Below are 26,939 nucleotides of genomic sequence, written 5' to 3' on the forward strand. Positions count from 1 at the left end.
AAGGAGTCCGCCATGACCGCCGGCCTGACGACGATCATCTACCCCGTGAAGGACCTCGACCGTGCCAAGGCCCTGTTCAAGGCGCTGCTGGAGACCGAGCCGTACGCCGACGAGCCGTACTACGTCGGTTTCAAGGACGCCGGGCAGGACGTCGGCCTCGACCCGAACGGCCACGCCCAGGGCATGACCGGGCCGGTCCCCTACTGGCACGTGGCCGACATCCGCGCCCGTCTGTCCGCCCTCCTCGACGCCGGTGCCGAGCTGCTGCAGGACGTGCGCGACGTCGGCGGCGGCCGGCTGATCGCCTCGGTGAAGGACGCGGACGGCAACCTCGTGGGGCTGCTCCAGGACACCTCGAGCTGAGCCCTTCACCCAGCGGTAGTTGCAAAGTCAACGAACGGTCGTTTCGGTGTTACCGTGCAGACATGGCACTGAAGACGGCCGACGCCCGGCTCGAGGACCGCTGGCGGGACATCCTCGCCGTCCACGCGCGCACGATGTGCGAGATCGACCGCGTGCTGCACCCGCACGGCCTGGGCGCGAGCGACTTCGAGGTGCTCGACATCCTCGCGTCCGCCGCGCCCGCGGAGGGCGACCTGTGCCGGGTGCAGAACCTCGTCGGGCAGGTGCACCTGAGCCAGAGCGCGCTGTCCCGTCTCATCGGCCGCCTGGAGAAGGAGGGCCTGGTGGAGCGCTCGGTGTGCGCCGAGGACCGCCGCGGCGTGTGGGTGGCCCTCACCGAGAAGGGCCGCCGGCTGCACGCGGAGGTACGGCCGCTCCAGCGCGAGGTGCTGGAGCGGATGCTCGGCGGACGGGACTGAGTCCCGTACTGCGACCGGCTACGGCCGGGCCAGCAGCGTCCGTACGCCCTCGGACGTGAGCGTCAGCGGGTGCGAGGAGCCGGCGTCGATGGTCAGGGACAGGTCGTCCGTCGGCCACTGCGCGGCGAGGGCCCCCAGCGGCACCAGGCGGTAGCGGGAGACGTACGGCAGCAGCCCGGCCATCTCCAGTTCCGAGGTGAACACCGGCACCACCGGCTGCCCGCCGGGCTGCTCCAGCACGGGCAGGGCCACCGCGGAGGGGTCGGCGGCGTCCGCGTCGGTGGCGTCGTCGGGCACGGGCACCAGCACGTCGCACTGGGCGAGCGTGTCGAGCGCCGCCGTGTCCTGGGTGTTGTGGGCGAGCGTGTCCAGCGCGCGCTGGGCCGGGCTGGTGTGGTTGTCGTTCGCGGGTGTGTCCATGACTGCTTCCCTGGCTTCCGTGCTGGTAGCGGCGGTCGTACGCACCGCCCGCGAGCCTGCGGCCCCGGGCGCGGTCGGGCCTCGCGTACCCGACGCGACCGGGACCATGCGTCGGGGCCGGCGGAATTCGCCCGGCTGCCGCGCGCCGCCGGATTCAGCCGCCCGTCTCCCCCAGGATCTCGGCGACGGTGGTGACGCGGACCAGCGGCCGGTACAGGTCCATGATCTGCAGGGCTTTGGCGTGGGAGTCGTCGTCGGCGCCCGCGCACGCGTCCGCGGCGACCAGCACCTCGGCCCCGGCGTCGGCGGCGGCGAGCGCGGTGGAGAGCACGCAGCAGTCGGTGCTGACGCCCGCCAGGACCAGCCGCCCCTCCGGGCCGATCCGGGCGGCCAGCTCGGGCGTCCACTTGCCGAAGGTGGTGGTGTCGAGGGTGGGCCGGGCACCGTCGGCGAACTCGTCCACCAGGCGCCACAGCGGGGCATCCGGGGGCCGGCGGGCGAACGTCCACTGCCGGTAGTACGCCTCCCAGGCGCCGCTCGGCGCGGCGGGCGCCAGGAAGCGCGTGAAGACGACGCGCTCACCGAAGGGGGGCAGCAGCCGCCGAACCCCTTGCGCGGCCTCGGCGAAGCGGGGCGCCGCCCAGGGGCTGTCCGGTGCGGCGAACACCTCTTGCATGTCGATCACGGCCAGCAGCCCGGACACCTCGCTCATACGGCGCCCAGCTCCTCCCCCGCCGCGCGCCCCGGCGCCTGCGCCTCCTGCGCCCGGACCCGGCCACGGCCGAGGGCGAGCGTGGCGAGGAAGGCGAGCGCGAGGGCGGCGAGGACGCCGAGGTTGGCGTACGCCCAGGAGCCGGATCTCCCGCCGAGGCCGAGCGGGCCGAGCAGATAGCCCTGCCAGTCCAGCCGGCCCGCGCTGGTGTTGGTCACCAGGCCCCAGCCGAGGGCGGTGGCCGCGAGGGTGATCAGGAGCGGGGTCGGCGGTACGTCGCCGTAACGGCCGTGCGGGCGGTAGAGGTCGGCTTCGTCGTAGTCGCGGCGGCGCAGCAGGAGGTCGGCGAGCATGATGCCGCACCAGGCGGCGACGGGGACGCCGAGGGTGGTGAGGAAGCCCATGAACGGGCCGAGGAAGTCGTCGGCGAAGAAGACGATGTACACCGATCCCGCGATCATCAGCACGCCGTCGACGAGCGCGGCCAGCGGCCGCGGGATCCGCACGCCGGCCGAGAGCAGGGCGAGGCCGGAGGAGTAGATGTCCAGGACCGCGCCGCCGACCAGACCGAGCACGGCGACGACCGCGAACGGCACCAGGAACCATGTCGGCAGGAGCGTCGTGAGCGCGCCGATCGGGTCGGCGGCGACGGCCGCGCCGAGCGTGTCTGAGGAGCCGGCCAGCAGCAGCCCGAACACCAGCAGGAGCAGCGGCGCGAGCGAGGCGCCGAAGGTGGTCCAGCCGATCACGCCGCGGCCGGAGGAGGTGCGCGGCAGATAGCGGGAGTAGTCGGCGGCGGCGTTGACCCAGCCGAGTCCGAAGCCGGTCGTCATGAACACCAGCGCGCCGATGAACTCCTGGGCGGAGCCGGAGGGCACGGCGCTGACGGCGCTCCAGTGGATGTCGTCGGCGACGAGGGCGACGTAGACGAGGGTGAGGACGCCGGTCACCACGGTGATGACCGTCTGCAGGCGCATGATCAGGTCGAAGCCCAGCACGCCGCCGGCGATCGTCAGCGCGCCGACGAGGACCAGCGCGACGATCTTGGTGCCGGTGCCGCCGCCCCAGCCGAGCCGGTCGAAGACCGTGGCGGTGGCCATGGCCGCCAGGGAGACGAGGACGGTCTCCCAGCCGACGGTGAGCACCCAGGAGACGAGGGACGGCAGGCGGTTGCCGCGCACCCCGTAGGCGGCGCGGCTGAGCACCATGGTCGGGGCGGATCCCCGCTTTCCGGCCACGGCGACGAAACCGCACAGCAGGAACGAGAAGACGATGCCGATCACGCCCGCGGCCAGCGCCTGCCAGAAGGAGATGCCGAAACCGAGCGCGAAGGAGCCGTAGCTCAGGCCGAGGACGGAGACGTTCGCGCCGAACCAGGGCCAGAACAGGGACCGTGGTGTGCCCTTGCGTTCGGCGTCGCCGATCACGTCGAGGCCGTGGGTCTCCACCTGGAGCGGGCGGTCGGCGGGCGTCTTGGCGGTGTCGTGTGGCTGCGTCGTCATCGGCGACCTGCCTGTCCTGGAGTGACGGTGCGGGTCTGTGCTGGTGTGTGTGGGGGGGGCTGTGCTGGTGCGGTGGGGTGGGTCGAGGTGACGGTAAGTGGGGGCGTCGGGGTGGTCAAGTGATCCGCTGCGGCGGAGGCGGTTGTACGGCGGCCGGGTGAGGGGTGAGTACCACGGCGGTCGTGGTTACCCGGGGGGCGGGGCCGGGACGCGATCGACGTGGAGTGCGCATGGGGCACGAGAAGACGGAAGACGACGGGCAGCGGCGTGCCGCGGCGGCCCGTGAGGCGCACGAGGAGCGCGTCGCCGGGCTGCACGGTGGCCTGCCGCCGGAGGCCCAGACGCCGGACCTGTCGGGCGGGGCCGGGCAGGGTGGGGCCGCCGGGCACGAGTACCCCGACTGGTCGGACCGGCACGAGCGGGTGTTCGACGCCCTGAGCGAGGCGCAGCAACGCAACCGCGGGCAGGCCGTCCATCTGGAGGACATCGCCGCCACCGCCGGACTCGGACTGGAGGAGACCCGCACGCTGCTGCACGACCTGACGAGGGTGCAGCGGCTGGTCACGGAGCTGGCGGGCGGCGACCGTCCGGACCTGGGGCCTCGGTACGAGGTCAAGCCGCGGATGTGAGCGGGGGCGCGGCGGTGTCCCTCGGGCGGCGGTGGTCGTGGCGGGAGGGGTGGGGTGGCTGCGGGGTTGCTCGGGCCGGCGGTCGGCGTGGCGTCGAGGGTTGGCGGCGGGATGTTCAGGCCGGCGGTCGCCGTGGCGGCACGGGGAAGCGGCGGGATGTTCAAGCCGGAGGTCGCCGTGGCGGCACGGGGAGGGTGCCGGGGCGTTTGACCGCCTGGCCGATGATGACCGTCTCCGCCGCCTCCACGCCAAGTCCGGCCAGGTCTTGGCTGAGGAACCGGTAGAGGTCCGCCAGGTCGCGCATCCAGACGGCGGCCTGGAGGTTGGCCGTGCCCGTGGTGGCGAACGCGCCGTGGACCGCCGGGTGCGCGGCGAGGGCGCGGCCGGCGTCGTCCAGCCGGTCGGGGGCGACGCGGAGCAGGACGTTGGCGTCGATGGCCAGGCCCAGGCGCCGGGGATCGACGACGACGTGGGTGCGCAGCAGGCCGGTCGCGGTGAGGCGGGCGATGCGGCGACGGACGGTGGATTCGGGGCGGCCGGTGCGGGCGGCCACCGCGGCGGCGGGCGCCCTGGCGTCATCCGCGAGGACGGCGAGGATGTCGCGGTCGGCCTGGTCGGCCTGGTCGGGAGCGGGTGGTGTGGGGGACCCGGCGGGGGTGAGGGCGGCGCGTTCGTCCGGGGTGAGTACGTCGTGCCGCCAGTCGGCGGCCTCGGCGAAGAGGTGCAGGATCGTGTCCGCGCTGACGGAGGTGACGGCACGGGTGGCGGGCAGTTCCCGGAAGACCAGGTGGTCGCGGGTACCGGGCCGGGTGAGGGAGACGGCGAGGATCTCGTCGCCGGAGGCGGACAGATCGATGAAGGGGATGTCGTCCCGTGCCGCCAGCGCCGCGGCGAGCGCGTCCCGCCGGGCGCCGAGCACCCGGATGCGCAGCAGCAGCGCGCCGACCGCCGAGGGCCGCGCGGGCAGGGCGATGACCCGGCAGGTGCCGTCGGCGGTCAGGGCCTGCCAGCGGCGGTGCACCGTGCGGGGGCTCATCCCGAGGGCGTCGGCGGCCCGCTCGGCGGTCAGCCGTCCGTCGCACTGGAGGGCGGCGATCAGCCGCTGGTCACGGATGTCGAGTACCTGATCCGCCATGTCCCCCGCCATGGCCGTCAGTATCGCTCACTTCGAGGGCGGGGAGGCACACCGGTCGACCGGTCTCCCCCAGGATCGATGCATCTGATCGGCCCTCGCATCCACCGCATCCACCGCATCGAACAGGAGAACTTGATGACGTACGACGACCTGCTCACCGGTATGACGGCCGCCGCTCAGGAGGCCGGTGAGCTGCTGAGGTCCGACCGGCTGAGGTCTGACCTGCCGGGGGCCGCGCCGCGTCCGGCGTCGGCGGGCACGTTCGCCGAGTTCGCCGCGGCCTTCGAGGCTGCGGAGGCGGCGCCCGCCGCGCTGCTGCGCCGGAGGCTGGAGCGGCTGCGGCCGGGTGTGGGCTGGGCCGACGAGCTGGACAGCCTGGCCGTGCTGCCGGCCGAGGGCGAGCGGTGGATCGTCGACGTGATCGACGGGGCGGTGCAGTTCCTGCAGGGACTGCCGCAGTTCTGCGTGAGCCTCGCGCTGGTGCGGGACGGCGAGCCGGTGGCGGCCGTGCTGCACGCGCCGCTGCTCGGCGAGACCTACCGCGCCGCCCGGGGGTACGGCGCCACCCTCGACGGGCGGCCGCTAGTCCCGTCGGGCAAGGCGGAGCCGGCCGCCGCGGTGGTGGCGACGAGTCAGCCGCCGTTCCCGGGGCGGCAGCCGGGGGTCGCCGAGGAGGCGGGGCGTGCGCTGACGGCCGTGCTGCCGCACGTGGCCGCGGTGCGGAACCTGGGCCCGACCTCGTGGCAGATCGCCGACACCGCGGCCGGACGCCTGGACGCCTTCTGGGAGTTCGGCCGGGACGACACCAATCTGCTGCCGGGCGCCCTGATCGCCCGCGAGGCGGGCGCTGTGGTGACGGACATGGAGGGCCGCCCGTGGGCGGCGGGCGCCGACGGCTTCCTCGCGGCGGGCCCGGCGCTGCACGGGCGGTTGCTGGAAGTGCTCGCGGGTGCACCGCGGATGTCGCCGGTGGCCCGCTGAATCTCCCGCGGATGCTGCCCGTTGAATTCTCTGAAATCCCTCGCGTAGTCCGTGAACCGATCGGCGGGCCTCATCCGATGAAGGGGTGAGTCGGTGAAGAGACACCGGCCGGAGAACACCCGAGGCACCGGAGAGTGCTTGAGGGTGCTGGAGAGAGGGAGAGGCACCCGATGCTGGCCTGGCTGACCTACGTCCTGTTCGCCCTGGTGGCCGTGATGTACGTCCACTCCCTGATCGACTGCGTCCGCACCCCGTCGGCCCGCGTCCGCTGCCTGCCGAAGCCGCTGTGGCTGCTGTTCATGCTGTGGGCGCCGATCCTGGGCTCGCTCACCTGGACCTACTTCGGCAAGCTGCCCGAGCAGGCGGAGACGACCGGGTCCGGGACGGGGGCCGAGTCCGGGGCCCGCGAGCCCATACGGGCGTGAGCGCGCCGTGCGGGGGCCGAAGGGCCGGGGCTGTCGGGCCGGGACTGCGGGGGCCGGCACGGCGGGTGTCCGCTGCCGGTCGCTCCGGGTCAGGCCGTCACCAGTGCCAGGGTGAAGCCGTCGTAGCCCTTCTCCCCCACCGTCTGGACGGTGGTGGCGGTCAACCGGGGGTGCTCGGCGATGAGTTCGGTGAAGCGGCGGACGCCCTGGACGCGCGGGTCGGTGCTGGTGGGGTCGGTGACGGCGCCGTCGCGGACGACGTTGTCGCCGATGATGACGCTGCCGGGCCGGGTGAGCCGCAGGGACCAGTCGAGGTAGTCGGGGTTGGCGGGCTTGTCCGCGTCGATAAAGACCAGGTCGAAGGGGCCGGCGCCCTCCTGTTCGAGCAGTGGCAGGGTGTCGAGGGCCTTGCCGACGCGGACGTCGACGACGTGGTCGAGCCCTGCGCGGGCGATGTTGGCGGCGGCGACGGCGGCACAGTGCTCGTCGGCCTCCAGGGTGACCAGCCTGCCGCCCTCGGGCAGCGCGCGGGCGAGCCAGAGGGTGCTGTACCCGGCGAGGGTGCCGATCTCCAGGACCCTGCGGGCCCCCTGGACGCGGGTGAGCAGGTGCAGCAACTTGCCCTGGTTGGGGGCGACCTGGATCGCCGGGAGGCCGGCGGCGGCGGTGTCGGCGAGGGCGGCGCGCAGGGCGTCGTCCTCCTCGACCAGCAGGTCGTTGAAGTAGTCGTCCACGGCGGTCCAGATCTGCTGCCCCACAGTGCATGCCCTTCGGTCGATGAGTTCCCTGAGGGAACTTACTGGGCGCCGCTGACCGCCCGCCAGTGCTTTACGGCGCTCCGGCCGGCTCCGGCCACCCATCCGACCACCCCTGGCACACAGCCGGCCACGCACTCGCCCGACCACCTGGTGACACGGTTCCCGGCCCGAAATCCCTTGCCCGGGCCGCCTGTCGGCTGGTTACGATCGCCTTGGCATCGCGTGTCGGTCACCGTCCGGGTGAGGCATGGAGGTGCCAGGAGATGCCCCGGAGGCATTCCTTGTCCGTCGAGTTCAACCACACCATCGTCCACGCCCGGGACAACCGGGAGTCCGCGCGGTTCTTCGCGGAGCTGCTGGGACTGGAGATCACCGGAGAGTGGGGCCCGTTCGTGGCCGTCGCCCTGGCCAACGGCGTCACGCTGGACTTCGCCACCATTCCCGCCGAGAGCATCACGCCGCAGCACTACGCCTTCCTGGTCTCGGAGGAGGAGTTCGACGCGGCCTACGCGCGCATCAGGGAGCGCGGCATCGAGCACTACGCCGACCCGCACCGCAGGCAGCCCGGCGCGATCAACCGTAACGACGGGGGTCGCGGCGTGTACTTCATGGATCCGGCGGGGCATGCGATGGAGCTGATCACGGTGCCGTACGGAGGGTGGCCCGCGTAGCGGAACCGTAGGGCGGCCGGGCCGGGCCGCGCGTGGAGGGGAAGAGACGGTAGGAGGCGGCCAGGTCCCGCACCTCCACCGAGAGGATCGCCCCCTCGGGCACATGCCGGGCCAGCAGGGCGAGGACGCTCTCCGACAGGTGGGCCTTCGTCGCCTCCGAGCGGCCCGGCATGAGGCCCACCTCCACATGGACCAGGGGCGTGAGCCCGCCCGGCCCGTCGCCGACCCAGGTCTCCTCCGGCCGCAGCAGGGTCTTGCACACACCCGTCGTGCCGGATTCCTCGACGACGAGCGGGTGCAGCTCCTTCAGGAGAGCCGTCCGGTCGAAGGCGCCGTCCAGCTGGGTGGAGTAGGTGACGGTCAGGTGCGGCATGAAGACCTTTCCCACGATCCTGGTTTCTTCAGGCAACCATTTTCCCTCACGCGGGAGGCAGCCCCCACACCGAGCCCGAAGTCAACGGAAGCAGCGGTTCCGGTGCGCGGATACGCTGGCGTCATCGGTTGCCGGCCGGCGGCCAGCGCACCCCGACTCGACCGATGTGCACCGGGATGAGGAGGAAGCGATGTCGCACACCACGGAATGGCAGGTCCACCTGCGGCTCGTCGAGGACGAGCGCGGCACGACCAAGGCGGAGGTCGTGCTGGACACCGGGCACGGATCCCTGACCGGCCACGGAGTGGCACAGCGCAATCCCGCGGACGAGAACGTGCCGGAGATCGGCGACGAGCTGGCAGCGGGCCGCGCCCTGCACGACCTCGGACGGCAGCTGGTCACCAACGCCCGCCAGGACCTCCACCAGATGAGCCCGCCCGAGCCCGAGCCGGAGCCCCACCCGGCGAGCGGCTGGCTCTCCTGACACGCGTTCTCGCCCGCCCGACTCTCACATTCACATGTTCAAATGAACACCCGCGTGTTAGAAATGGCGCATGGGTGTCGCCGATCGTCTCGACCTGACCCTGCGCCTCGTGCAGGGCTCCGACCGCGTGTCCGTCGCCGAGCTGGCCCAGCGGCTCGGCGTGTCCGAGATGACCGTGCGCCGGGACCTCGGCACGCTGGAGCGCCAGGGTCTGGTGCGCAGGGTGCACGGCGGCGCCGTCGCCACGCGCCCGCGGGAGGAGGGCGGGGGCTTCGCCGCCCGGGAGCAGTGGCAGGCCGGCACGAAGGACCGGCTGGGAGCGGCCACGGCCGCGCTGGTGGAGCCGGGCTCGCGGGTGCTGCTGGACGCGGGCACCACGACGGTGCACGTGGCGGCGTATCTGGCGGAGCGGGCCCCGCTGACGGTCGCCGTGCTGAGTCTGCAGACGGCCGTCGTCCTCGCGGACCGGCCGGGGATCGAACTGCTCGTGCTGGGGGGCCGTTCCCGGCCGGGTGAGCGGTCGCTGGTGGGTCCGCTGGCGCTGCGGACGATCGAGTCGCTGAGTTTCGACTGCTTCGTGATGTCGATCGGCGGGGTGCACGCCGAGCACGGCTGGTCGGAGTTCTCCCTGGACGACGCGGCCGTCAAGCAGGCCGGGCTCGCCCAGTCGGCGCGCACGGTCACCGTCGCGGACGCGACCAAGCTCGGCGTCCGCGCGTTCAGTCAGGTCGCCGCGCTGCCGGCGGTGGACTGCTTCGTCACCGACGCCGCCGCCGAGGATCCGCACACCCATCCCAATGGCCCGCAGACGCTCCAGGCGCTGCGGGACGCCGGTGTCGAGACCCGTCTGGTCTGACGCCGGCCCGCCGAACCCACCGAGGAGTGGCCTGTGAACACCGCCGAACGCCCCTTGATGATCCTGGTCGCGGGACCGTACCGGTCCGGCACCGGTGACGACCCGCGCAAGCTCGACGCGAACGTCCGGGCGATGAACGAGGCCGCGCTGAGCCTGTTCCGGGCCGGTCACCTCGGGGTCACCGGGGAGGCGCTCGCCCTGCCCCTGCTGGAGACGGCCGGGAGCACCGGCCCCGGCGACGCGCTGTACGAGGAGATCTTCCACCCGGTCGCCGAACAGCTGCTGGCCCGCTGCGACGCGGTGCTGCGCATAGGCGGGCCCTCGGAGGGCGCCGACCGCATGGTCGAGCGGGCGCGGGCCTGGGGCAAGGCCGTCTACACCGGCCTCGACGAGATCCCGGCCGCCCGGTGACCGCAGGCATCGACACGCCGGACCGGCGCGGCCGTACCGGGCTGGACCGGCAGGGGCGCGACCTGACCGGCAACCCGCGGGTGCGGATCCGGGACGTGGAGGTGCTGTCCTGCGACTGGTACGTCCTGCGCAGGACGACCTTCGACTTCCGGCACAGCGACGGCCACTGGAGCCGGGAGCAGCGGGAGACCTACGACCGCGGCGACGGCGCCACGATCCTGCTCTACGACAGCGACCGGGGGACGGTCCTGCTGACCCGTCAGTTCCGTCTGCCCGCCTACGTCAACGGCCACCCCGACGGCATGCTGCTCGAAGCCGCGGCCGGGCTGCTGGACGGGGACACCCCCGAGGACGCGATCCGCAGGGAGGCGGAGGAGGAGACCGGCCAGGTCGTCGGTGCCCCCGAGCACGTCTTCGACGTCTACATGAGCCCCGGCTCGGTCACCGAGCGGCTCCACTTCTTCGCCGCCCCGTACCGGCCCTCGCCCTCCGCGGCGACCCAGCGGGGCGTCGCCGCGGAGGGCGAGGACATCACCGTCGTGGAACTGCCCTTCCCGGAGGCGCTCGCCCTGATCCGCAGCGGCGGGATCGCGGACGCCAAGACCATCATGCTGCTGCAGTGGGCGGCCCTCGACGGACCGTTCGGGCCTGACATCAGGCCTCTTGGTAACGCTGCGTATTCTCGCTGAGCACGCGGCGCAGCCGTCACGGCGCGAGGGTGCCGACACGATCTAGCCTGGAAGAGTGAGCACCGAGAGCGACGTCCGCGAGTTCCTGGCCTCCCGCCGGGCCCGGATCACTCCCGAGCAGGCCGGTCTGCCGGCCTACGGCGGCAACCGGCGCGTGCCCGGTCTGCGCCGCGAGGAGGTCGCACTGCTCGCCGGGGTCAGCATCGACTACTACGTGCGTCTGGAGCGCGGCCACCTGGCCGGGGCCTCGAAGGCGGTCCTCGACGCGATCGCGGACGCCCTTCAGTTCGACGAGGCGGAGCGCGCCCATCTGCACGACCTGGCGCGGGCCGCCGGCCGGCGCCCCTCGCGCCGCGGCCGGGCCCGCGGTCCCCTGCCCAAGAGCGTGCTGGGCGTGTCCCCCGCCGGCGACGCGACCCCGCGCGAGTCGGCCCCGGACGACTGACCGCGGCCGGAACCGCGCTCACCGGGCTTCGGGGAGCAGCCGGGCGGCGGCCGGCTCACTGCCCACCGCCCCGGCGGGCCGGTGCCTCACCCGCGGAGCCAGACCGCCGTGTCGGCCGGGAGCCTGCCGTCGGGCGTGAGCGTGCCGCTGCACAGCAACAGACGCTCGTGCGGCGGGAGTTCGACGGGCGTGGCGGACAGGTTGACCACGCAGAGCAGTCCGTGCGGGCGGCCGAAGGCAAGGACGCCTTCCGGGGCCGGGAGCCAGGTCAGCGGGCCGTCACCGAAGCCCTTCTCGGTCCGGCGCAGCAGCAGGGCCCGCCGGTACAGGGTGAGCATGGACTCCGGGTCGTCGCTCTGCCGGTCGACGGCGTACGCCGCCCAGCCGGCGGGCTGCGGCAACCAGGGCTCGTCGCGCGAGCCGAAACCGGCGTGGGGCGCGTCGGCGTTCCAAGGCAGCGGGATGCGGCAGCCGTCGCGGCCGGGATCGGTGCCGCCGCTGCGGAAGTGCATGGGGTCCTGGATGCGGTCGCGCGGTACCTCGGCCTCGGGCAGGCCGAGTTCCTCGCCCTGGTAGAGGTAGACGGAGCCGGGCAGGGCGAGGGTGAGCAGGGCGGCGGCGCGGGCGCGCCGGGTGCCGAGGTCGAGGTCGGTAGGGGTGCCGAAGGCCTTCGTCGCGAAGTCGAAGGCGGTGTCCTCACGGCCGTAGCGGGTGACCGTCCGGGTGACGTCGTGGTTGCACAGCACCCAGGTGGCGGGGGCGCCGACGGGGGCGTGCTCGGCGAGGGTGTCGTCGATGGCCGCGCGCAGCCGGTCCGGCTCCCACGGGCAGGTGAGGAAGGTGAAGTTGAAGGCGGTGTGCAGTTCGTCGGGGCGCAGGTAGCGGGCGAAGCGTTCGGCGTCGGGGAGCCAGACCTCGCCGACGAAGACGGCGCCGTACTCGTCGGCGATCGCCCGCCAGGAGCGGTAGATGTCGTGGAGTCCGTCCTGGTCGATGTAGGGGTGCGCGTCGACGCCCTCCTGGAAGTCCGCGAGCGCCGGGTCCTTGACGAGCAGGGCGGCGGAGTCGATGCGGACGCCCGCGACTCCGCGTTCGAACCAGAAGCGGAGGATGTCCTCGTGCTCCCGGCGGACGGCGGGGTGGTCCCAGTTCAGGTCGGGCTGTTCGGGCGTGAACAGGTGCAGGTACCACTCGCCGTCGGGCACCCGGGTCCAGGTGGGGCCGGCGAACTGGGACGGCCAGTCGTTGGGCGGGAGTTCGCCGTGCTCGCCGCGGCCGGGCCGGAAGTGGAACAGCTCGCGTTCGGGGCTGCCGGGGCCGGCCTCGACGGCGGCGCGGAACCAGGGGTGCTGGTCGGAGACGTGGTTGGGGACGATGTCGACGATGACACGGATGCCCATCTCGGCGGCCTGGGCGATGAGTTTCTCGGCCTCCTCCAGGGTGCCGAAGGCCGGGTCGATGGCGCGGTAGTCGGCGACGTCGTAGCCGCCGTCGACCATCGGGGAGGCGTACCAGGGGGTGAACCAGACGGCGTCGACGCCGAGGTCGGCGAGGTGGGACAGGCGTGCCCGGGCGCCCGCGAGGTCCCCGATGCCGTCACCGTCGCCGTCGGCGAAACTGCGGGGGTACACCTGGTAGATGACGGCGTCTCGCCACCAGTGGTCAGCGGTGCGGGGCGGATGAGGGGCTGCCACGTGAGACGGTCCTTTCGACGGCAGGGGTGGAAGCGGCCGGATGGCCGGGGCAGGCGGGTGCGGTTGCTTCGCCGCCGGCCCGGAGGCTGCGGGGCGTCGGACGGGCCGGCGGCGAAGGTGTGGGCCGGAGCGGGCGGACGGCGGGTCGGCCGTCGGCACCGTCGGGCATCGGGTCAGCCCTTGAGGCCGCCGGCGGTCAGACCGCTCATGATGTTGCGCTGGAAGACGAGGAAGAGCAGCAGGGTCGGCAGAGAGGCGATGGTGAGCGCCGCGATGAGGACGTTCACGGGGACGCCGTTGGACAGGGAGTAGATGCCGACGTTGAGGGTCTGTTTGGAGGGGTCGGGGAGGGTGAGCATCGGCCACAGGAAGTCCTTCCAGATGCCGACGACCGCGAAGATCGACACCACGCCGAGGATCGGCCGGGAGACGGGCAGCACGATCGACCACAGGATGCGCACCGGGGAGGCTCCGTCCATCGCCGCGGCGTCGAGGATCTCCTGCGGGATGGAGTCGAAGAACCGCTTCAGCAGGAAGACGGTGAAGGCATTGGTGACGGAGGGCAGCCAGATCGCCCAGGGCGTGTCGAGCAGGTTGCGCTGCACGACCGGCACGTCGAGGACGGTGAGGTACTGCGGGACGACGAGGACGGTCGCCGGGATCATCAGCGTGGCGAGCATCATCCCGAGGATCGCCTTGCCGAGGACGGGGCGGAGCTTGGACAGCGCGTAGGCGGCGGCGACGTCGAGGACGAGCTGGAAGGCGAGGGCGCCGAACGCGTAGTAGAGCGTGTTGAACAACAGCGTGGACAGGTCCATGACCTCCCAGGCGCGGGAGTAGTTGTCCGGCGCGAAGGACTGCGGCACCCAGGTCGGGGGCGTCCGGACCACTTCCTGGCTGTCCTTGAAGCCGCTGGAGATCATCCAGTACAGCGGCCCGAGGAAGACGAGGGTGAACCCGGTGACGACGAGGCCGAAGACGGTGCGGTAGACGGCCTTGCCGCGGGGCCGGGCGAGTTGGGCGGGTGAGACGAGTGTGCGTGTGGACATGCCGGTTCCCCCGGGTCTACTCGTCGCGGGCGCGGCTGAGCCTGGCGTACGCCGCCGAGAACCCGGCGAGCAGGACGAGCAGGAGCAGGCCGAGCGCCGCCGCGGCGCCGTAGTTGTTGAAGTTGAAGGCGTACTGGTAGATGAGGTAGACGACCGTGGTGGTCGAGCCCTCCGGTCCGGCGCCGCCGGTCAGCAGGAACGGTTCGATGAAGACCTGCATGGTGGCGATGATCTGCATGAGCAGCATCAGCGACAGGATGAGGCGGGTCTGCGGGATGGTGACGTGCCAGATCTTGCGCAGCAGGCCGGCGCCGTCGAGTTCGGCCGCCTCGTACAGCTCGCCGGGGATGCCCTGGAGGGCGGCCAGGTAGATGAGGGTGGCGCCGCCCATGTTCATCCAGGTCGCGGCGATGACGACGGACGGCATCGCGAGGTCGGGGTCCTGCAGCCATTGCTGTTCGGGCAGGTGCAGGAACCGCAAAATCTCGTTGAGCAGGCCGTATCCGGGGTCGTAGAGGTACTTGAAGAGCAGGACGGAGGCGACCGGCGGCAGCATGACCGGCAGGTAGACGAGCAGCCGGAGGTAGCCCTGGCCGTGGCGGAACTCGTTGATGACGATCGCGACGAGGAACGGCACCGCGAAGCCGATCAGCAGCGCGAGCAGGGTGAACAGCAGGGTGTTGCGCCAGGCCTGCCAGAAGGCGGGGTCGTTGACGACGGTGCGGAGGTTGTCCAGGCCGACCCAATGGGTGCCGCCCGCCTCGGTCTTCTGGAAGGCGAGGAAGAACTCGCGGATCATCGGGTACCAGGAGAAGACCGCGAAGCACAGCACGGCGCCGATGAGGAAGCCGTGCGCGGTGAGGTTGCGGCGCAGGCCGCGGCTGAACCGCTCGCTGCGGGACGGGCGCCCCGCCGGGCGGGGCGGGGCCGTACGGCGGGAGGTGCCCGCCGGGGTCTTCGTCAGGCTCGGGGCCGACATCGTCGCTCCTCGGTGCGTGCCGGTCACTGATTGGCGAGGACCTGGTCGACCTGGTCCGCGGCGGTGGAGAGCAGCTTGTCGATGTCGGCGTCCTTGTCGGTGAGGATGCCGGACATGACGTTGTCGAGGACCTTGTAGATCTCCTGGGCCTTCGGCGGCTCGGCCTTTCCGGGGACCGGGTTGTCCATGAACGTCTTGAAGTTGGCGACGGGCATGGTGGCGTTGGCGAGGCGGGCGCCGTCATCCTTCTTCTTCGACTCGCCGAGCCAGAAGTTGGGCTGCGGGACGCCGACGGGGAGGTTGTCGGCCTTGGTGCGGGCCCAGTCGAACTGGCCCTTGCCGACGGTGAGGTTCTTGAAGTTCAGCCAGGCGATCGCGGCCTTGATCTTGTCGCCGGAGATCCCCTTCTTGATCATGTAGTTGTTGCCGCCGGCCAGGGTGGCCTTCTCGCCGGGGATGGGGCCCATGCCGAAGTTCTCGTACTTGGCGCCGAGCTGCTGGACCATGTAGGCGATGTCGTCGGGGGCGGCGAGGAACATGCCGAGCTTGTCGGTGGCGATCTGCTTCTGCAGGTCGCCCCACTTCAGCAGCTGGGTCTTGCCCATGCTGTCGTCCTCCCAGCGCATGGCGTGGAGGGTGCGGGCGACCTCGCGGCCGGTCGCGTTGTCGAAGGCGGCCTTCTTGCCGGTCGCGTCGACGATGTCGCCGCCGCGGCTGTACATGTGCGCGGTGAAGTGCCAGCCGCCGGTGTTGGCGGCGCTGTACTCGCCGAAGCCGGCGATGCCGTCGCCGAGTCCGGCGATCTTCTTGGCGGCGGCACGGACCTCGTCCCAGGTGCGCGGCGGGTTGTCAGGGTCGAGGCCGGCTTGCTGGAAGAGCTTGCGGTTGATGAGCAGGCCCATCGTGTAGTTGCTGGTGGGCAGCCCGTAGAGCTTGCCGTCGTGCTTGAGCGAGGCGAGGACGTTCGGGTCGATGTCCTTCAGCAGCGGCACGGTCTTGTCGGTGACGTAGGCGGTGATGTCCTCGGCGCCGTCGTTGTCGAGCACCTGCGGCAGGTCGGTGAAGTAGGTGTAGAAGACGTCGGGCTGGGAGTGCGCCTTCAGCATCGCGGTGAAGCGGGGCGGCTCCAGGCACTGGCCGGGCGTGGAGCGGCCCTCGATGGTCACGTTCGGGTAGGTCTTGTGGAACTCGGCGACGTCCTCCTTCCACTCCTTCAGCTCGGCCGCCTTGGCCGCCGGCGGCATGCAGTCGATCGTGATCGTCACCTTGGTCTTCGGGTTCAGCGGCGCGGCCGGGTCGGAGGACCCGCTGCCGGAGTTGCCGCTGCCGTTGTCGCTGCTGCTGGTGCCGCAGGCGGCGAGAGCGGTCAGCGTGAGGGCGGAGACGACGGCGATCGCGCCGGTGCGGCGGGTACGGCGGAGCCGGGCTGTTCTCATGGGTGGTCCCCTTCGGGCGGTGAACGTGAGGTGGCCCCGTCGCCGGTGCGGTGTGGGGCGCCGCACACTCAACCACCGCCGACAAGTGAACGCAATATCTCGCGCAGACTTGCGTAAATTTCCGACAGCAGCCCGGAAGCGCGAGGCTTCCGGGCTGCCGGGTGTCACGGGTTGATGTTGATCTTGAAGGTGGAGGTGGTGTTGCGGACGTCGACCGCGTTGCCGCTCAACTCCAGCCCGTTGAACGTCACTTCACCGATGGCCGGGCCTTGGTTCGGCTCGGGCATCTCGTTGGCCCACAGCCCGAAGCCCGACTTGGCGTCGAAGGCGTCGCCGCTCCTGCGGGCACCGGTGACCGAGATGTCGGTGAACACCGTGTCCTTGATGGGATATTGCGGCTGTCCGTTGACGTACTGCGTCTGGAACATGATTCCGCTGTACGTCGGGTCGACGATGTCGAGGTGGTTGACCCGGATCCCCTGGAACACCTTGGACGCGGAGAACAACCAGATGCCGGGGAAGGTCTGCTGCCCCCAGAAGTGGCCGCCGGCCCGGACGACGGAGATGTTCTCGAAGGTCGTCGGCTCGGTCCCGAAGCCGTTCATCGGGTAGCCGAAGTCCAGGGAGGAGATGGTGATCCCCGAGTAGACGAGCGTGTCGGCGATGTGGATGTTGCGGAAGGTGTTGTTGTAGCCGCCGTAGACGGCGATCCCCGCCGCCCGCCAGGTCAGGGTGGTGGTCAGGTTCTCGTAGACGTTGTTCTTCTCGTCCGCGCCGCCCGCGTCGATCGCCGAGAACAGCGCGAAGCTGTCGTCACCGGTGGCCCGGGCGTCGTTGTTGGCGACGAGGTTGTCCGTCGACCCGTTGGTCATGTTGACGCCGTCGGCGAACGTGTCCCGGATCCGGGAGTTCCTGATCGTCATCCGGTCGGTGTTCGCGCCCCAGTAGAGGCACACCATGTGCTCGACCCAGATGTCGTCGATGACGATGTCCGACACGTTGGAGAAGTCGAACACCTTGCCCGGTCCGTCGATGCGGGAGGTGTAGTTGCCGAAGTAGGCGAAGCCCTGGAACAGCGAGCCCTTGGCCGTGGCCTCGGCCCGGAACCCGATGTCGGTGTTCTCCTGCGCCGCCGGCGCGTGGAACCGCGTGTACCAGGGCCCGGCACCCACCACCTTCACGGCCTTGCCGTACACCTGGAACTTGCTCGCCGTCTCGTAGTCGCCGGGCGGCAGATAGACGCCGACGAGCTTGCCGGTGGTGTCCATGCGGACCTTGTCGAGGGCGTCCTGCACGGCCTGGTGCGTGAAGCCGGCCGGCACGGCGTACGCGGCCGGGTCGGGGTTGGCGACCGGCGTGGCCTGCTCCAGGCTGACGAAGTCGATGGCGTAGGTGGAGGTGTTCGCCGCGTCCTTCTGCAGCCGGATCCTGCTGCCCTTGGGCACGGTCTCACCGAGGAGGAGGTGCGCCTCGTCGTAGATGTGCCGCGGGGCTCCGGCACTCGGGGAGTTCCCGGGTGAGGCCTCCGCGCCGTACAGCCAGGCGTACTTCGAGGTGAGCGGCAGAGCCTTCTTGAGGACGCCGTCGACGTAGACGTCGATCGTGGCGTCGGTGCCGCCGCCGCCCGCGGCGTCCGGGATGGAGAAGCGGGTGACCAGGGTGTTGGTCGCGGCGCGGGTGGTGAACTCGACGTACTCCCCCGTCGCGTCCAGGGTCACGGCCCGGCGGCCGGACGCCTCTCCCGCGACGTCGCCGATCGTGCGGTTCGGCCCGACGACGGTGGCACCGCCGCCGACCGTGCCGTCCTCCGCCTCGTACATGTCGTACGGCATGTGGGCGCCGCGTCCGACGAACAGCGGCTGGGTGGCGGTGTTGTTGGCGCGCTTGACGGGCAGTTCGTTGCCGTCGTCGGCGATGACGGTCTTGACGGTGTACGACCCGTTGGCGGCGGTCCAGGCGCCGAGGTCCACGCCGGCGGAGGCACCGGCGGCAAGCGTGCCGGTGTACGCGCCGGTCAGGGTCTTGACGGTGGCCCCCTGGGCGTCCGTCACGGTCAGCGTGACGCCGTGGCTGCCGCTCGTGGTGGCCTTGTTGCCCTGGTTCCTCAGCGCGACCTTGAAGGTGACGGCGTCACCGGCGGCCGGGCTGGACGGCGCAGTGGTCACCGAGGAGGCGACCAGGTCGGCGCTCTCGACGGGCTTGACCACCAGCGAAGTGGAGCTGGTGTAAGTGTTGTTGGACTCGTTCTGCTCGATCACCGCGTTGCCCTCGTCGGCGACGGCGCTGAGCTGGTAGGTGCCCGCGTCCCGCTGCCCGAGCGAGGCGGTGACGGTGGTCTGCGCGCCGGCCGCGAGCCGGCCGACCTGCGCGGTGGCGACCTTGGTGCCGCCCAGCCGGACGGCCAGGGCGCTCGCCGGGGCCTCGGCCGGGCCGCTGTTGCGCACGGTCGCCGAGACACTGATGGTGTCCGACTCCACCGGCGCGGCGGGCGACACGGTCAGCCCGGTCACCTCCAGGTCCGGGTTGGGCGCCGGCACCCCGATCACCTGGAACTCGGCCAGCTGCCCGGCCGGGGCGCCGGAGTTGGCCGTGAACCTCAGCTGCACGTCGGCCACCCGGGCGGAGGCGGGCACGGTGACGCTGTTGCCGGCGGCCGGGTCGAAGGTGTAGCTCTTCGCCGCGACGAGCGAGGTGAAGCCGGAGGCGCTCTGCTCCCGGCCCAGCACCTCTATGGTCTGCGTCCGCTTCGACCAGGCGGCGTCGGGGTTGAGCCGCAGCACCAGCCGGTCCACGTCGGCGTTGGCGCCGAGCTTCACGGTGAGGGTGTTCGGGTAACTGCCGCCCGCGCCCTCCCAGTACGTGCTCACGTTGTTGTCGTTGGCGTTCTCGGCGGCGTAGGTGTACACCACCGAAGAGGCGCTGATCGGCTTGCCGACGGCGAGATCGGAGCCGGGGCCGCCACTGCCGTTGCGGGTGACGCTGTTGCTCGGCGCGGACTGGTTGCCGACGGCGTCCCTGGCCCGCACGGCGTACGTCACCGTGCTCGTCGCGGGCTGGGTGTCGGTGTACGTGGTGACGTCACCGGCGACGCTGCCGCGCAGCGTGTTGTTGGCGTACACGTCGTAGGCGGTGACGCCGACGTTGTCCGAGGAGGCGGTCCAGGTCAGCTTGATCTTGCCGTCGCCGGGCTCGGTGTACGCGAGGTTCGCCGGGGCGGTCGGGGCCTGGGTGTCGCCGCGGTCGCCGGTGCGGGTGACGGTGTTGCTGTTGCCGGACTGGTTGCCGGCCGCGTCCCGGGCCCGCACGTAGTACGACACGGTCTCGGCCGCCGGGCGGGTGTCGGTGTACGTGGTGACGTTCCCGGCGACGCTGCTCAGCAGGGTGCCGTTGGCGTAGATGTCGTAGCCGGTGACGCCGACGTTGTCGGTCGCGGCGTTCCAGGTCAGCCGGATCTGCCCGGTGGCGGGCTCGGTGAGCGCCAGCCCGGCGGGCGCGCTGGGCGGCTGGGTGTCACCGGTCGTGGGGCCGTAGATCTCCAGCTCGGAGATCTGGGCGGCGGGCTGGACGGTGTTGGCGGTGACCAGGACGCGCACATAGCGGGTGGTGGCGGCGTCGAAGGTGACGCTCGCGGAGTTCCCGCTCGCCGCGTCGAAGGCGTAGGCGCGGGAGGCGGTCAGGTCGGTGAAGTCGGTGCCGTTGGCGCTGCCCTGGATCTTCAGCGTCTGGCTGCGGGACTCCCAGCCGTCGGGCAGCCGCAGCACGACCCGGTCGACACGCAGGGAGGAGCCGAGGTCGGCCTGGAGCCACTGCGGGAAGGCGTTGTTGGCGCTCTCCCAGTACGTGGCCCGGTTGCCGTCGCCTGCGTTCCCGGCGGCGTACACCTGGGTGGTGCTGCTGGCGGTCAGGGTGCGTCCGGCGGCGAGGTTGGCCGACGACCCGTCGGCGGCGTGCACCTCCAGCTCCGATAGCTGCGCGGCCTGCCAGCCGGTGTTGGCGGTGACGGCGATGCGCACGAAACGGGTCTGCGTGGCGGGGAAGGCCACCGTCACGGTGTTGGCGGAGGCCGGGCTGAAGGTGTACGACGCGGAGGTTTTCAGCGTGTTGAAGCTGGTGCCGTCGGCGCTGCCCTGCACGGAGAGGGTCTGGGTGCGGCTCTCCCAGCCCGCGGGCAGCTTCAGCACGACCTCGTCGACGCGCTCGGTGGTGCCGAGGTCGGCCTGCACCCACTGCGGGAAGGCCGAGCCGGCGCTCTCCCAGTAGGTGCCCTGATTGCCGTCGGTGATGTTCGGTGCGCCGTAGCCGCTGTGCGCGCTGCTCGCCGAGGCGGCGTCCCCGAGCGCGATGTTCGGTCCGCCGGCCGCCCGGGCTGTCAGCGCCGGGCCGCCCAGCGCCAGAAGACTGGTCACGATCACGGCGCTCAGGCCCCGCGATCTCCATCTGCGGATGCTCATCGATCCCCGATCTCTGAGGTGTCGTTTTTTTGCGCGTGCGGCTCAGAGAGTTGCAGAGGATCGCCCGGACGTCTACGGATCGCGGGGCATCAGTTGTCCCGGCGTTCCTGCTGGTCAGCGGGCATGCCGAGGCGGCGGTCCGCCCGGTGCGGACCGCCGTACCGGGCTGCCGGCGTCAGCCGTGGTCGATGACGAACCGCGAGCCGGGTTCGGTCACTTGGATGCCGTCGTAGGTCGAGTCATGGATCTCGGTGTCGCGGATCGTGACACCGGGTGCGTTGCCGACGACGAGCGTCTGCCCCGAAAAGGGCACCCGAGGAACGCCCCGGGCGGGCCCGCCCAGTACATCTGCCGGCTTCCGTCGGTGACCTGGGCGGCCGGGTAACCGGCCAGGGTGCCACTGGCGGTCGCCGGTCTGCCGATCGTGTGCCGCCAGGTGGGATGGTTTCGTCTCGTCATGGGCCTCTCCATGATCCGGACACTCATCGGCGCGGCGTGACTCCGATGAGAGGAGCTGCGATGCGGCGGAACACCGACAATTGGCCACTAATTGAGCTGAGTCATCGAGTTTTTGCATCGCCGGAGTGACAGGTTTCTCTCCGGTGACGGCTTTGTCAACGGCCGTGACAGCAGAGAGCGTTACGCCCGACGGCCGAGGACAGACGAAAGCGCCGGCCCCCGGGAAGGCGGGGCGCCGGCGCGCAGAGCGAGGGGGATCAGCTCGCGGGGGCCTGCGCGGTGGAGGCCCTGACGACCAGTTCGGGCTCGAACAGCAGCTCCCCGGGGTGCGCCTGGGTGCCCTGGATCTGGGCGCACAGCAGCTCGACCGCGGCACGCCCCATCGCCTCGATGGGCTGGCGGACGGTGGACAGCGGCGGTTCGGTGCAGCTCATGAAGGCGGAGTCGTCGTAGCCGACGACCGACACGTCCCGCGGCACGGACAGACCCCGCCGCCGTACGGCCCTGATCGCGCCGAGGGCCAGCGGGTCACTGGCGCACACGATCCCGGTGACGCCCCGGTCGAGCAGCCGGGCGGCGGCCGCCTGCCCGCCCTCCAGCGAGAAGATCGACCGTACGACGAAGTCGTCCCGCAGCGCGGTCCCGGCCGCGTCCGCCACCGCGCGGGCGGCGGCCAGCTTCCGGTTGGACGGCACGTGGTCGCCGGGACCGAGGACGAGGCCGATCCGCTCGTGGCCCAGTGAGGCGAGGTGGCGCCAGGCCTGCTCGACGGCGACGGCGTCGTCGCAGGAGACGCAGGGGAAGTCCAGGCCCTCGATGGAGGCGTTGATCAGCACGACCGGGATGTTCCGCTCGGCCAGCTGCCGGTAGTGCTCGTGCGGCGCGTCGGCCTGCGCGAACAGTCCGCCGGCGAACACCACGCCGGACACCTGCTGCTGGAGCAGGAGGTCCACGTAGTCGGCCTCGGAGACACCGCCCTGCGTCTGCGTGCACAGCACGGGCGTCAGGCCCTGCTGCGCCAGCGCACCGCCGATCACCTCCGCGAACGCGGGGAAGATCGGGTTCTGCAGCTCCGGGAGCACGAGACCGACCAGACGCGCGCGCTCGCCGCGCAGCTGCGTGGGCCGCTCGTAGCCCAGCACGTCCAGCGCCGTCAGCACGGACTGACGGGTCGCCTCCGAGACACCCGGCTTGCCGTTGAGGACCCGGCTGACCGTCGCCTCGCTGACCCCCACCTTCTTGGCAACCTGGGCAAGTCGTCGCGTCATGCACGCAAGGCTAGCGCAAGAAGCGCAAGCGGGTTACGGCGTGCTGCGGGCCTCCGGAGGGTTCCGTACGCAAGACACTGCAAGCGAAACCGGCGGGCGTCATCCGTGCCGTGCCGGGTCAGCATCCCCCGCCGACGTCGCCGGCGTACGTCCAGGGCGCCGGGCCGGTGCCCTCCTGCCAGGCTCGCAGGGCCGCCCCGTCGACGCACAGGATGCCGCAGTGCTCGGCGTACTCGATTGCCGGGGCGGTGAAGTCGCTGGTGGTGACGAGGGCCGCCACGTCGGCCTCGTGCACGGTGTAGCAGGTGCCGCCGAAGCGCTGCAGGTCCTGCGATCCGACCCGGTGCCCGTCCTCGTACCGCTTGCACTGGATGACCACGCGCCGCCCGTCCGGTGCGACGGCCAGCACATCGGCGCCCAGGTCGCCGGCGCCGCCGACGACCTCGACCCCGGTGCAGCCGTCCCGCGCGCACAGCTCGGCGACTGCCTGCTCGAACTCGTCGGCGTCCAGCGCGGCGTAGTCGTACGCGACGAGGCCCGGGCCGGCCGCGGCAGCCGGTGCCTGCAGGACGGGCGGGGCGTCCGTCACGGGTGTCTCCCACTCCTCGAGCGCCGTGAGCGCGCCCTCCTCCAGTGCCTCGGCGGCCCGCCGGGCGGTCCGGGCGGAGAGGCGGTGCCGCCGTCGCCGCAGGGCGAGGACCGCGGCCAGGCCCGTCACGCACAGGACGACCACCCAGGCGGGACGCCGCTCGGCGGTCTCGGCCACCGTGCGGACGACGAAGCCGAGGACACACAGGACGAGCGCGAGCAGCACGAAGAACCAGGCGGTCGCCCGGAGATCGAACGACCGGCGACCGGTATCCGGTCGTATGCGGCGTGCGGGCATGGTCACGAGATGGCCCCCTCCCCTGGTTTGACGGAACGTCACGATCACTAGCGTCTGCCCACGAAACGCTTGTGTGATCAGATGCGTGACCGACGCCGCACCACGACGAGGTCCGGGATCAGCCTCCGATGTCCGAGGTCTGCGCGGCTGCGACGATCGCCGTGGCGTCCTCCGGCAGCAGGTACCCGGCGTCGACGGACCGCTGCGCGGCCGCGCGCACCTTGCCCACGTAGTCGGCGTGGGTCGGGTAGAGCCGGTTGAGGACCGGTTCCGCGGTGGGCGGGAACGACGGGTCGGACGGGTCGCCGTCGTCGTGCCGGTCCCAGGCGTCGGCGTCGCCGTTCCACGGGTCACGGGCGCCGTACAGGCCGCAGAAGACCCCGCTGCCGGTGGTGTCGCGCGCGCCGCTGAGCGTGCGGGTGGGCACCGTGACGTCGGGCAGCCGGACACCCCCGGTGGCCAGGCCGGTGGCCGGGTCGCGCAGGACGGTGCCCAGCGGCTGGCCGCTCGGCGGCCGGGGCCCGCCCCGGGCCCAGCCGGCCAGGTGGCGCAGTGCCGCGTTCATCGCCCAGTGGCCTGGCCCGTCGTTGAAGGGGGCCGAACCGGCGGCGCAGTCGGCCGAGGGCGCGGCCGGGCCCGCCGACTTCCGCACCGTCGCCTCACCGGCGTCGAAGGCCCACTGGTCGCCGTGCGCGGTACCGGCCAGCTCCCAGTGGACGACGCTGTCCGTGTCGGGCTGTCGTGCGATCGCGGCGCCCGGCACATCGGTCTCGGTGAGCACGACGAACGTCGGCACGGGCAGGTCGGTCCTGATCCGGGACGGGTTCGGCATCAGCAGGGTGTCGGCGAGGACGCCGCTGACCGGGGCGGCGACCGCGCTGTTGCTGTGCACCATGAAGCCGTCGTAGACCTTGCTCACCGGCTGGACGGCGTTGACGTACGTCGTCATGAAGCCCGCCGACTGCGACTCGCCGTCGGCCAGCAGCGTCCGCACCGGGAGCCCGCCGAGCGGGTCGGGTCCGTTCGGGGCGCGCAGCGCCTGGCCGACCTGGGAGAAGATGTCGTAGGCGAAGGCGTCACCGGGGTGGACCAGGCTGCCGTAGCGCGCCGGGTCCCAGCCTTTCAGGCCCTTGATCTCGCCGAGCCCGCCGTTGACGCCGACGGCCTGCGCCGAGACGCCGACCCAGGCGTAGCCCTGGCGCAGCAGCTCGTCCCGTTCGAACCAGTAGTCCGGGGAGAGGTCGATCTGGCCGCTGACGTTGAGCCACTCCACGACCACCGTGCCGTTGAACTTCGCCGGGTCGGCGGGGCGGCGCACCAGCAGGCGGGTCTTGTAGGGGGCGGTGCCGGACGCGCGGACGGTCCACCGTCCGTCCGATGTCCACAGGCCGTACTTGGCGTACGAGGTGGCGGTGCCCGAGAGGAAGAACTCGCTCTCGGTGTAGCCGAAGGAGCCGAGGTCCTCCGCGGCGGCGAGGAACGGGAAACCGTGGCTGCCGGCGGGAGGGACGGTGACGGTGGGGCTCGCGGCGGTGGCGGCGGAGGCCGCGACCGGAGTGGCCGGGGCGGGCACGGCCTGGGCCGGAGTGGCCCTGGCGGCCGGGGTGGCCGACGCGGGGGTGGCCGGCAGGGGGCCGAGGGCGGCGCCGCAGAGCAGCGCGCCCAGGGCGGTGGCGGTGACGGACCGCCGGGATGACCGGGCAAGCAGACGCACGGGTTGCCTCCGTGAGTGCGGGGTCCCAATGGGCTGAGACCGCAGTGTCGAGCGGCGGCGGCGCTCTGCCATCGGCCAATCCACCGGTGGGCCGAGGCGGTTCGGCGCCGCGGCACGGGCCGCGGGCCGGTGAACATCCGCGGAACACCCGGAACTTTCCCGCCTCCCCACGAGTTTCTACGGTGCTGTAGAGACAACCGGCCGACGGCCTGCCGCCGGGGCGGGCCGGGCCTTCGATCGACCGTATGGAGTGCTCATGGCCCTGTGGGACCGCGTCAAGGAGTCCGCGTCGCAGATGCAGACCCAGCTCGTGGCGAAGAAGAACGACCTCAAGAGCGGTGCCTTCCGCGACGCCAGCATGGCCATGTGCGCCCTGGTGGCGGCGGCGGACGGCACCGTCGACCCGTCCGAGCGGCAGCGGGTGGCGCAGCTCATCGCCACCAACGAGGTGCTGCAGAACTTCGACGCCGAGGACCTGCGCCGCCGTTTCGAGGAGAACCTGAACAAGCTGACCGCCGATTTCGCCTTCGGCAAGGTGAGCGTGCTCCAGGAGGTCGCCAAGGCGAAGAAGAAGCCGGCCGAGGCCCGTGCCGTCATCCAGATCGGCATCGTCATCGGCGGCGCCGACGGCGACTTCGACAAGGACGAGCAGGCCGTGGTCCGCGAGGCGTGCTTCACGCTCGACCTGCCGCCGCACGAGTTCGATCTCTGAGCGGAGCCCTGCGGGCGGCCTGCCGACCGCCCGCTCCCGGTCAGAGCGGAGTCGCCGCGTGCAGGATCACCACCATCGTGACCGTGCAGTTCGCGGAAGACATCGCCGATACGGCCGTACCGGCGGCCGCCGTCCAGGCCGCCAGCCCGACGGCGGTGAAGAGCGAAGGCCGGCCGCGGACGGCGGGCGCCGGGCCGAGCAGGGCCGCCACCCGGCGCGGCACCGGCCCGGGCGCGGCGAGGCCGGCCGGCGTCGGCCACGGGACGGCGTGTGCGGCCAGCGCCGCCCTGCCGATCGCGCGGGCCACCGTCCGGCGGTCACCGACCGCGCGGGCGGCCTCCTCGTCCGCCCACCGCTCGGTGGTGTACGACACCGCCGTACGCAGCGGCAGCAGGAAGGGGTTGGCGGCTGCCGCCAGCTGCGCCACCAGCACGAAGCGGTGGTGACGGGCCGCCAGGTGGGCACGCTCGTGCGCGAAGAGCGCGCGCCGCTCCCCGGACGCGAGCCGGCCGAGCAGTCCGGTGGTCACCACGACCCGGCCGCCCCGCTCCCCGCCGGGCGCGGCGAACGCGTACGGCGTGTCGTCGGGTAGCACCGCGACCTCCGATGCGCCGGGCAACCCGGCCAGCGCCCGGTGCACCTGCCTCCGCACCTTCCCGTGCCGCCACAGCACCCGTGCGCACAGCACAACGACCGCCACGAGTGCGGGAATCGCCGCCTTGCCGACCACCTCGTCGTACGGAACGGCCTCCCGCACCTCGCGGTCCGACCAGCCGTCGGGCAGCGGATTGCCCGGCAGTTGGGCGGTGCCGACCACCATCACCAGGCCCAGGCAGACCGTGCTGCAGAGCGCCATCACGCCCGACACGCCGGTCAGCAACCGGGTCGCCGTCCGCGGATGCAGATGCTGCTCGGCCAGCCGCGCGACCGGCCAGGCGGTCAACGGCAGCACCAGCGGCAGAAAGACGAACACCCCCAT

28 protein-coding genes are annotated in these 26,939 nt (G+C 72.0%); 12 read left to right on the top strand and 16 right to left on the bottom strand.

Annotated features, from left to right (window positions below):
* The first annotated feature begins 12 nt into the window (after window positions 1-12).
* Window positions 13-363: a VOC family protein gene (locus IE308_RS12490; protein ID WP_110626442.1), complete on the top strand. Its 351-nt coding sequence runs from the start codon at window positions 13-15 to the stop codon at window positions 361-363.
* 62 nt (window positions 364-425) lie between these two features.
* The gene (locus IE308_RS12495; RefSeq protein ID WP_110626443.1) at window positions 426-821 is read left to right on the top strand and encodes a MarR family winged helix-turn-helix transcriptional regulator; all 396 of its coding nucleotides are present in this window, start codon (window positions 426-428) and stop codon (window positions 819-821) included.
* A gap of 18 nt (window positions 822-839) precedes the next feature.
* On the opposite strand, the gene IE308_RS12500 is transcribed toward IE308_RS12495, so the two are convergent.
* The 3 genes from IE308_RS12500 to IE308_RS12510 all read right to left on the bottom strand — a co-directional run bounded on the left by IE308_RS12500 (window position 840) and on the right by IE308_RS12510 (window position 3,455).
* Entirely contained in the window at window positions 840-1,241 is a 402-nt protein-coding gene (locus IE308_RS12500; protein WP_110626444.1) for an SseB family protein, read from the bottom strand.
* 154 nt (window positions 1,242-1,395) lie between these two features.
* Entirely contained in the window at window positions 1,396-1,953 is a 558-nt protein-coding gene (locus IE308_RS12505) for an isochorismatase family protein (protein WP_190217934.1), read from the bottom strand.
* Window positions 1,950-3,455 (bottom strand): purine-cytosine permease family protein, encoded by a 1,506-nt coding sequence (locus tag IE308_RS12510; RefSeq protein WP_190217935.1) that lies wholly within the window; start codon window positions 3,453-3,455, stop codon window positions 1,950-1,952. The genes IE308_RS12505 and IE308_RS12510 overlap by 4 nt, the downstream gene beginning before the upstream one ends.
* A 230-nt stretch (window positions 3,456-3,685) precedes the next feature.
* Here IE308_RS12510 and IE308_RS12515 point away from each other — a divergent pair, with 230 nt between their 5' ends.
* Window positions 3,686-4,084 (top strand): hypothetical protein, encoded by a 399-nt coding sequence (locus IE308_RS12515; RefSeq protein ID WP_190217936.1) that lies wholly within the window; start codon window positions 3,686-3,688, stop codon window positions 4,082-4,084.
* A gap of 160 nt (window positions 4,085-4,244) precedes the next feature.
* Here IE308_RS12515 and IE308_RS12520 read toward each other — a convergent pair whose 3' ends face one another.
* Window positions 4,245-5,219, bottom strand: coding sequence for a winged helix-turn-helix transcriptional regulator (locus IE308_RS12520; protein ID WP_229908846.1), 975 nt, complete (start codon window positions 5,217-5,219; stop codon window positions 4,245-4,247).
* 135 nt (window positions 5,220-5,354) lie between these two features.
* Here IE308_RS12520 and IE308_RS12525 point away from each other — a divergent pair, with 135 nt between their 5' ends.
* Both IE308_RS12525 and IE308_RS12530 read left to right on the top strand, forming a co-directional pair.
* A complete protein-coding gene (locus IE308_RS12525) occupies window positions 5,355-6,200 on the top strand; it encodes an inositol monophosphatase family protein (RefSeq protein WP_190217938.1) in 846 nt (281 codons plus the stop codon).
* A gap of 170 nt (window positions 6,201-6,370) precedes the next feature.
* On the top strand, window positions 6,371-6,625 hold the full coding sequence (locus IE308_RS12530; RefSeq protein ID WP_190217939.1) for a PLDc N-terminal domain-containing protein: 255 nt from the start codon (window positions 6,371-6,373) through the stop codon (window positions 6,623-6,625).
* Window positions 6,626-6,714: 89 nt separating this feature from the next.
* Here IE308_RS12530 and IE308_RS12535 read toward each other — a convergent pair whose 3' ends face one another.
* Window positions 6,715-7,383, bottom strand: coding sequence for an O-methyltransferase (locus IE308_RS12535; RefSeq protein WP_190217940.1), 669 nt, complete (start codon window positions 7,381-7,383; stop codon window positions 6,715-6,717).
* Window positions 7,384-7,664: 281 nt separating this feature from the next.
* Here IE308_RS12535 and IE308_RS12540 point away from each other — a divergent pair, with 281 nt between their 5' ends.
* Complete coding sequence (locus tag IE308_RS12540) at window positions 7,665-8,054, top strand: VOC family protein (protein WP_110626451.1); 390 nt, start codon at window positions 7,665-7,667, stop codon at window positions 8,052-8,054.
* Here the strand turns inward: IE308_RS12540 and IE308_RS12545 are convergent.
* The gene (locus IE308_RS12545) at window positions 8,023-8,442 is read right to left on the bottom strand and encodes a 5-carboxymethyl-2-hydroxymuconate Delta-isomerase (RefSeq protein ID WP_229908847.1); all 420 of its coding nucleotides are present in this window, start codon (window positions 8,440-8,442) and stop codon (window positions 8,023-8,025) included. The genes IE308_RS12540 and IE308_RS12545 overlap by 32 nt on opposite strands.
* Window positions 8,443-8,617: 175 nt before the next feature.
* Between IE308_RS12545 and IE308_RS12550 the strand changes: the two genes are divergently transcribed.
* The 5 genes from IE308_RS12550 to IE308_RS12570 all read left to right on the top strand — a co-directional run bounded on the left by IE308_RS12550 (window position 8,618) and on the right by IE308_RS12570 (window position 11,312).
* Complete coding sequence (locus tag IE308_RS12550) at window positions 8,618-8,911, top strand: dsRBD fold-containing protein (protein ID WP_190217941.1); 294 nt, start codon at window positions 8,618-8,620, stop codon at window positions 8,909-8,911.
* Window positions 8,912-8,981: 70 nt separating this feature from the next.
* Window positions 8,982-9,767, top strand: a complete 786-nt coding sequence (locus tag IE308_RS12555) for a DeoR/GlpR family DNA-binding transcription regulator (RefSeq protein ID WP_110626453.1) — start codon at window positions 8,982-8,984, stop codon at window positions 9,765-9,767.
* Window positions 9,768-9,824: 57 nt separating this feature from the next.
* On the top strand, window positions 9,825-10,178 hold the full coding sequence (locus tag IE308_RS12560; RefSeq protein ID WP_110636038.1) for a DUF4406 domain-containing protein: 354 nt from the start codon (window positions 9,825-9,827) through the stop codon (window positions 10,176-10,178).
* Entirely contained in the window at window positions 10,175-10,867 is a 693-nt protein-coding gene (locus IE308_RS12565; protein WP_190217942.1) for an NUDIX domain-containing protein, read from the top strand. The genes IE308_RS12560 and IE308_RS12565 overlap by 4 nt, the downstream gene beginning before the upstream one ends.
* A gap of 55 nt (window positions 10,868-10,922) precedes the next feature.
* Window positions 10,923-11,312: a helix-turn-helix domain-containing protein gene (locus IE308_RS12570; RefSeq protein ID WP_373314493.1), complete on the top strand. Its 390-nt coding sequence runs from the start codon at window positions 10,923-10,925 to the stop codon at window positions 11,310-11,312.
* Between the two features lie 86 nt (window positions 11,313-11,398).
* On the opposite strand, the gene IE308_RS12575 is transcribed toward IE308_RS12570, so the two are convergent.
* The 9 genes from IE308_RS12575 to IE308_RS12615 all read right to left on the bottom strand — a co-directional run bounded on the left by IE308_RS12575 (window position 11,399) and on the right by IE308_RS12615 (window position 25,248).
* Window positions 11,399-13,006, bottom strand: coding sequence for a glycoside hydrolase family 13 protein (locus tag IE308_RS12575; RefSeq protein WP_190217943.1), 1,608 nt, complete (start codon window positions 13,004-13,006; stop codon window positions 11,399-11,401).
* 173 nt (window positions 13,007-13,179) lie between these two features.
* Complete coding sequence (locus IE308_RS12580) at window positions 13,180-14,055, bottom strand: carbohydrate ABC transporter permease (protein ID WP_190217944.1); 876 nt, start codon at window positions 14,053-14,055, stop codon at window positions 13,180-13,182.
* Window positions 14,056-14,071: 16 nt separating this feature from the next.
* A complete protein-coding gene (locus IE308_RS12585) occupies window positions 14,072-15,034 on the bottom strand; it encodes a carbohydrate ABC transporter permease (protein ID WP_190217945.1) in 963 nt (320 codons plus the stop codon).
* A 23-nt stretch (window positions 15,035-15,057) separates the two neighbouring features.
* On the bottom strand, window positions 15,058-16,470 hold the full coding sequence (locus IE308_RS12590) for an extracellular solute-binding protein (protein ID WP_190217946.1): 1,413 nt from the start codon (window positions 16,468-16,470) through the stop codon (window positions 15,058-15,060).
* Window positions 16,471-16,634: 164 nt separating this feature from the next.
* Window positions 16,635-20,921 carry a discoidin domain-containing protein gene (locus IE308_RS12595; RefSeq protein WP_190217947.1) on the bottom strand — a complete coding sequence of 1,429 codons (4,287 nt, stop codon included), beginning with the start codon at window positions 20,919-20,921 and terminating at the stop codon, window positions 16,635-16,637.
* 175 nt (window positions 20,922-21,096) lie between these two features.
* Window positions 21,097-21,234, bottom strand: coding sequence for a hypothetical protein (locus IE308_RS12600; RefSeq protein WP_190217948.1), 138 nt, complete (start codon window positions 21,232-21,234; stop codon window positions 21,097-21,099).
* A 403-nt stretch (window positions 21,235-21,637) separates the two neighbouring features.
* Window positions 21,638-22,648: a LacI family DNA-binding transcriptional regulator gene (locus tag IE308_RS12605; protein ID WP_110626461.1), complete on the bottom strand. Its 1,011-nt coding sequence runs from the start codon at window positions 22,646-22,648 to the stop codon at window positions 21,638-21,640.
* 118 nt (window positions 22,649-22,766) lie between these two features.
* Entirely contained in the window at window positions 22,767-23,540 is a 774-nt protein-coding gene (locus IE308_RS12610) for a restriction endonuclease (RefSeq protein WP_373314494.1), read from the bottom strand.
* A 112-nt stretch (window positions 23,541-23,652) separates the two neighbouring features.
* Entirely contained in the window at window positions 23,653-25,248 is a 1,596-nt protein-coding gene (locus IE308_RS12615) for an alpha/beta hydrolase domain-containing protein (RefSeq protein ID WP_190217949.1), read from the bottom strand.
* 256 nt (window positions 25,249-25,504) lie between these two features.
* Here IE308_RS12615 and IE308_RS12620 point away from each other — a divergent pair, with 256 nt between their 5' ends.
* Window positions 25,505-25,960 carry a tellurite resistance TerB family protein gene (locus IE308_RS12620; protein ID WP_190217950.1) on the top strand — a complete coding sequence of 152 codons (456 nt, stop codon included), beginning with the start codon at window positions 25,505-25,507 and terminating at the stop codon, window positions 25,958-25,960.
* Window positions 25,961-26,000: 40 nt separating this feature from the next.
* On the opposite strand, the gene IE308_RS12625 is transcribed toward IE308_RS12620, so the two are convergent.
* The gene (locus tag IE308_RS12625) at window positions 26,001-26,939 is read right to left on the bottom strand and encodes a M56 family metallopeptidase (protein ID WP_190217951.1); all 939 of its coding nucleotides are present in this window, start codon (window positions 26,937-26,939) and stop codon (window positions 26,001-26,003) included.

Source organism: Streptomyces griseosporeus, from assembly GCF_014656055.1.
Classification (GTDB): domain Bacteria; phylum Actinomycetota; class Actinomycetes; order Streptomycetales; family Streptomycetaceae; genus Streptomyces; species Streptomyces griseosporeus.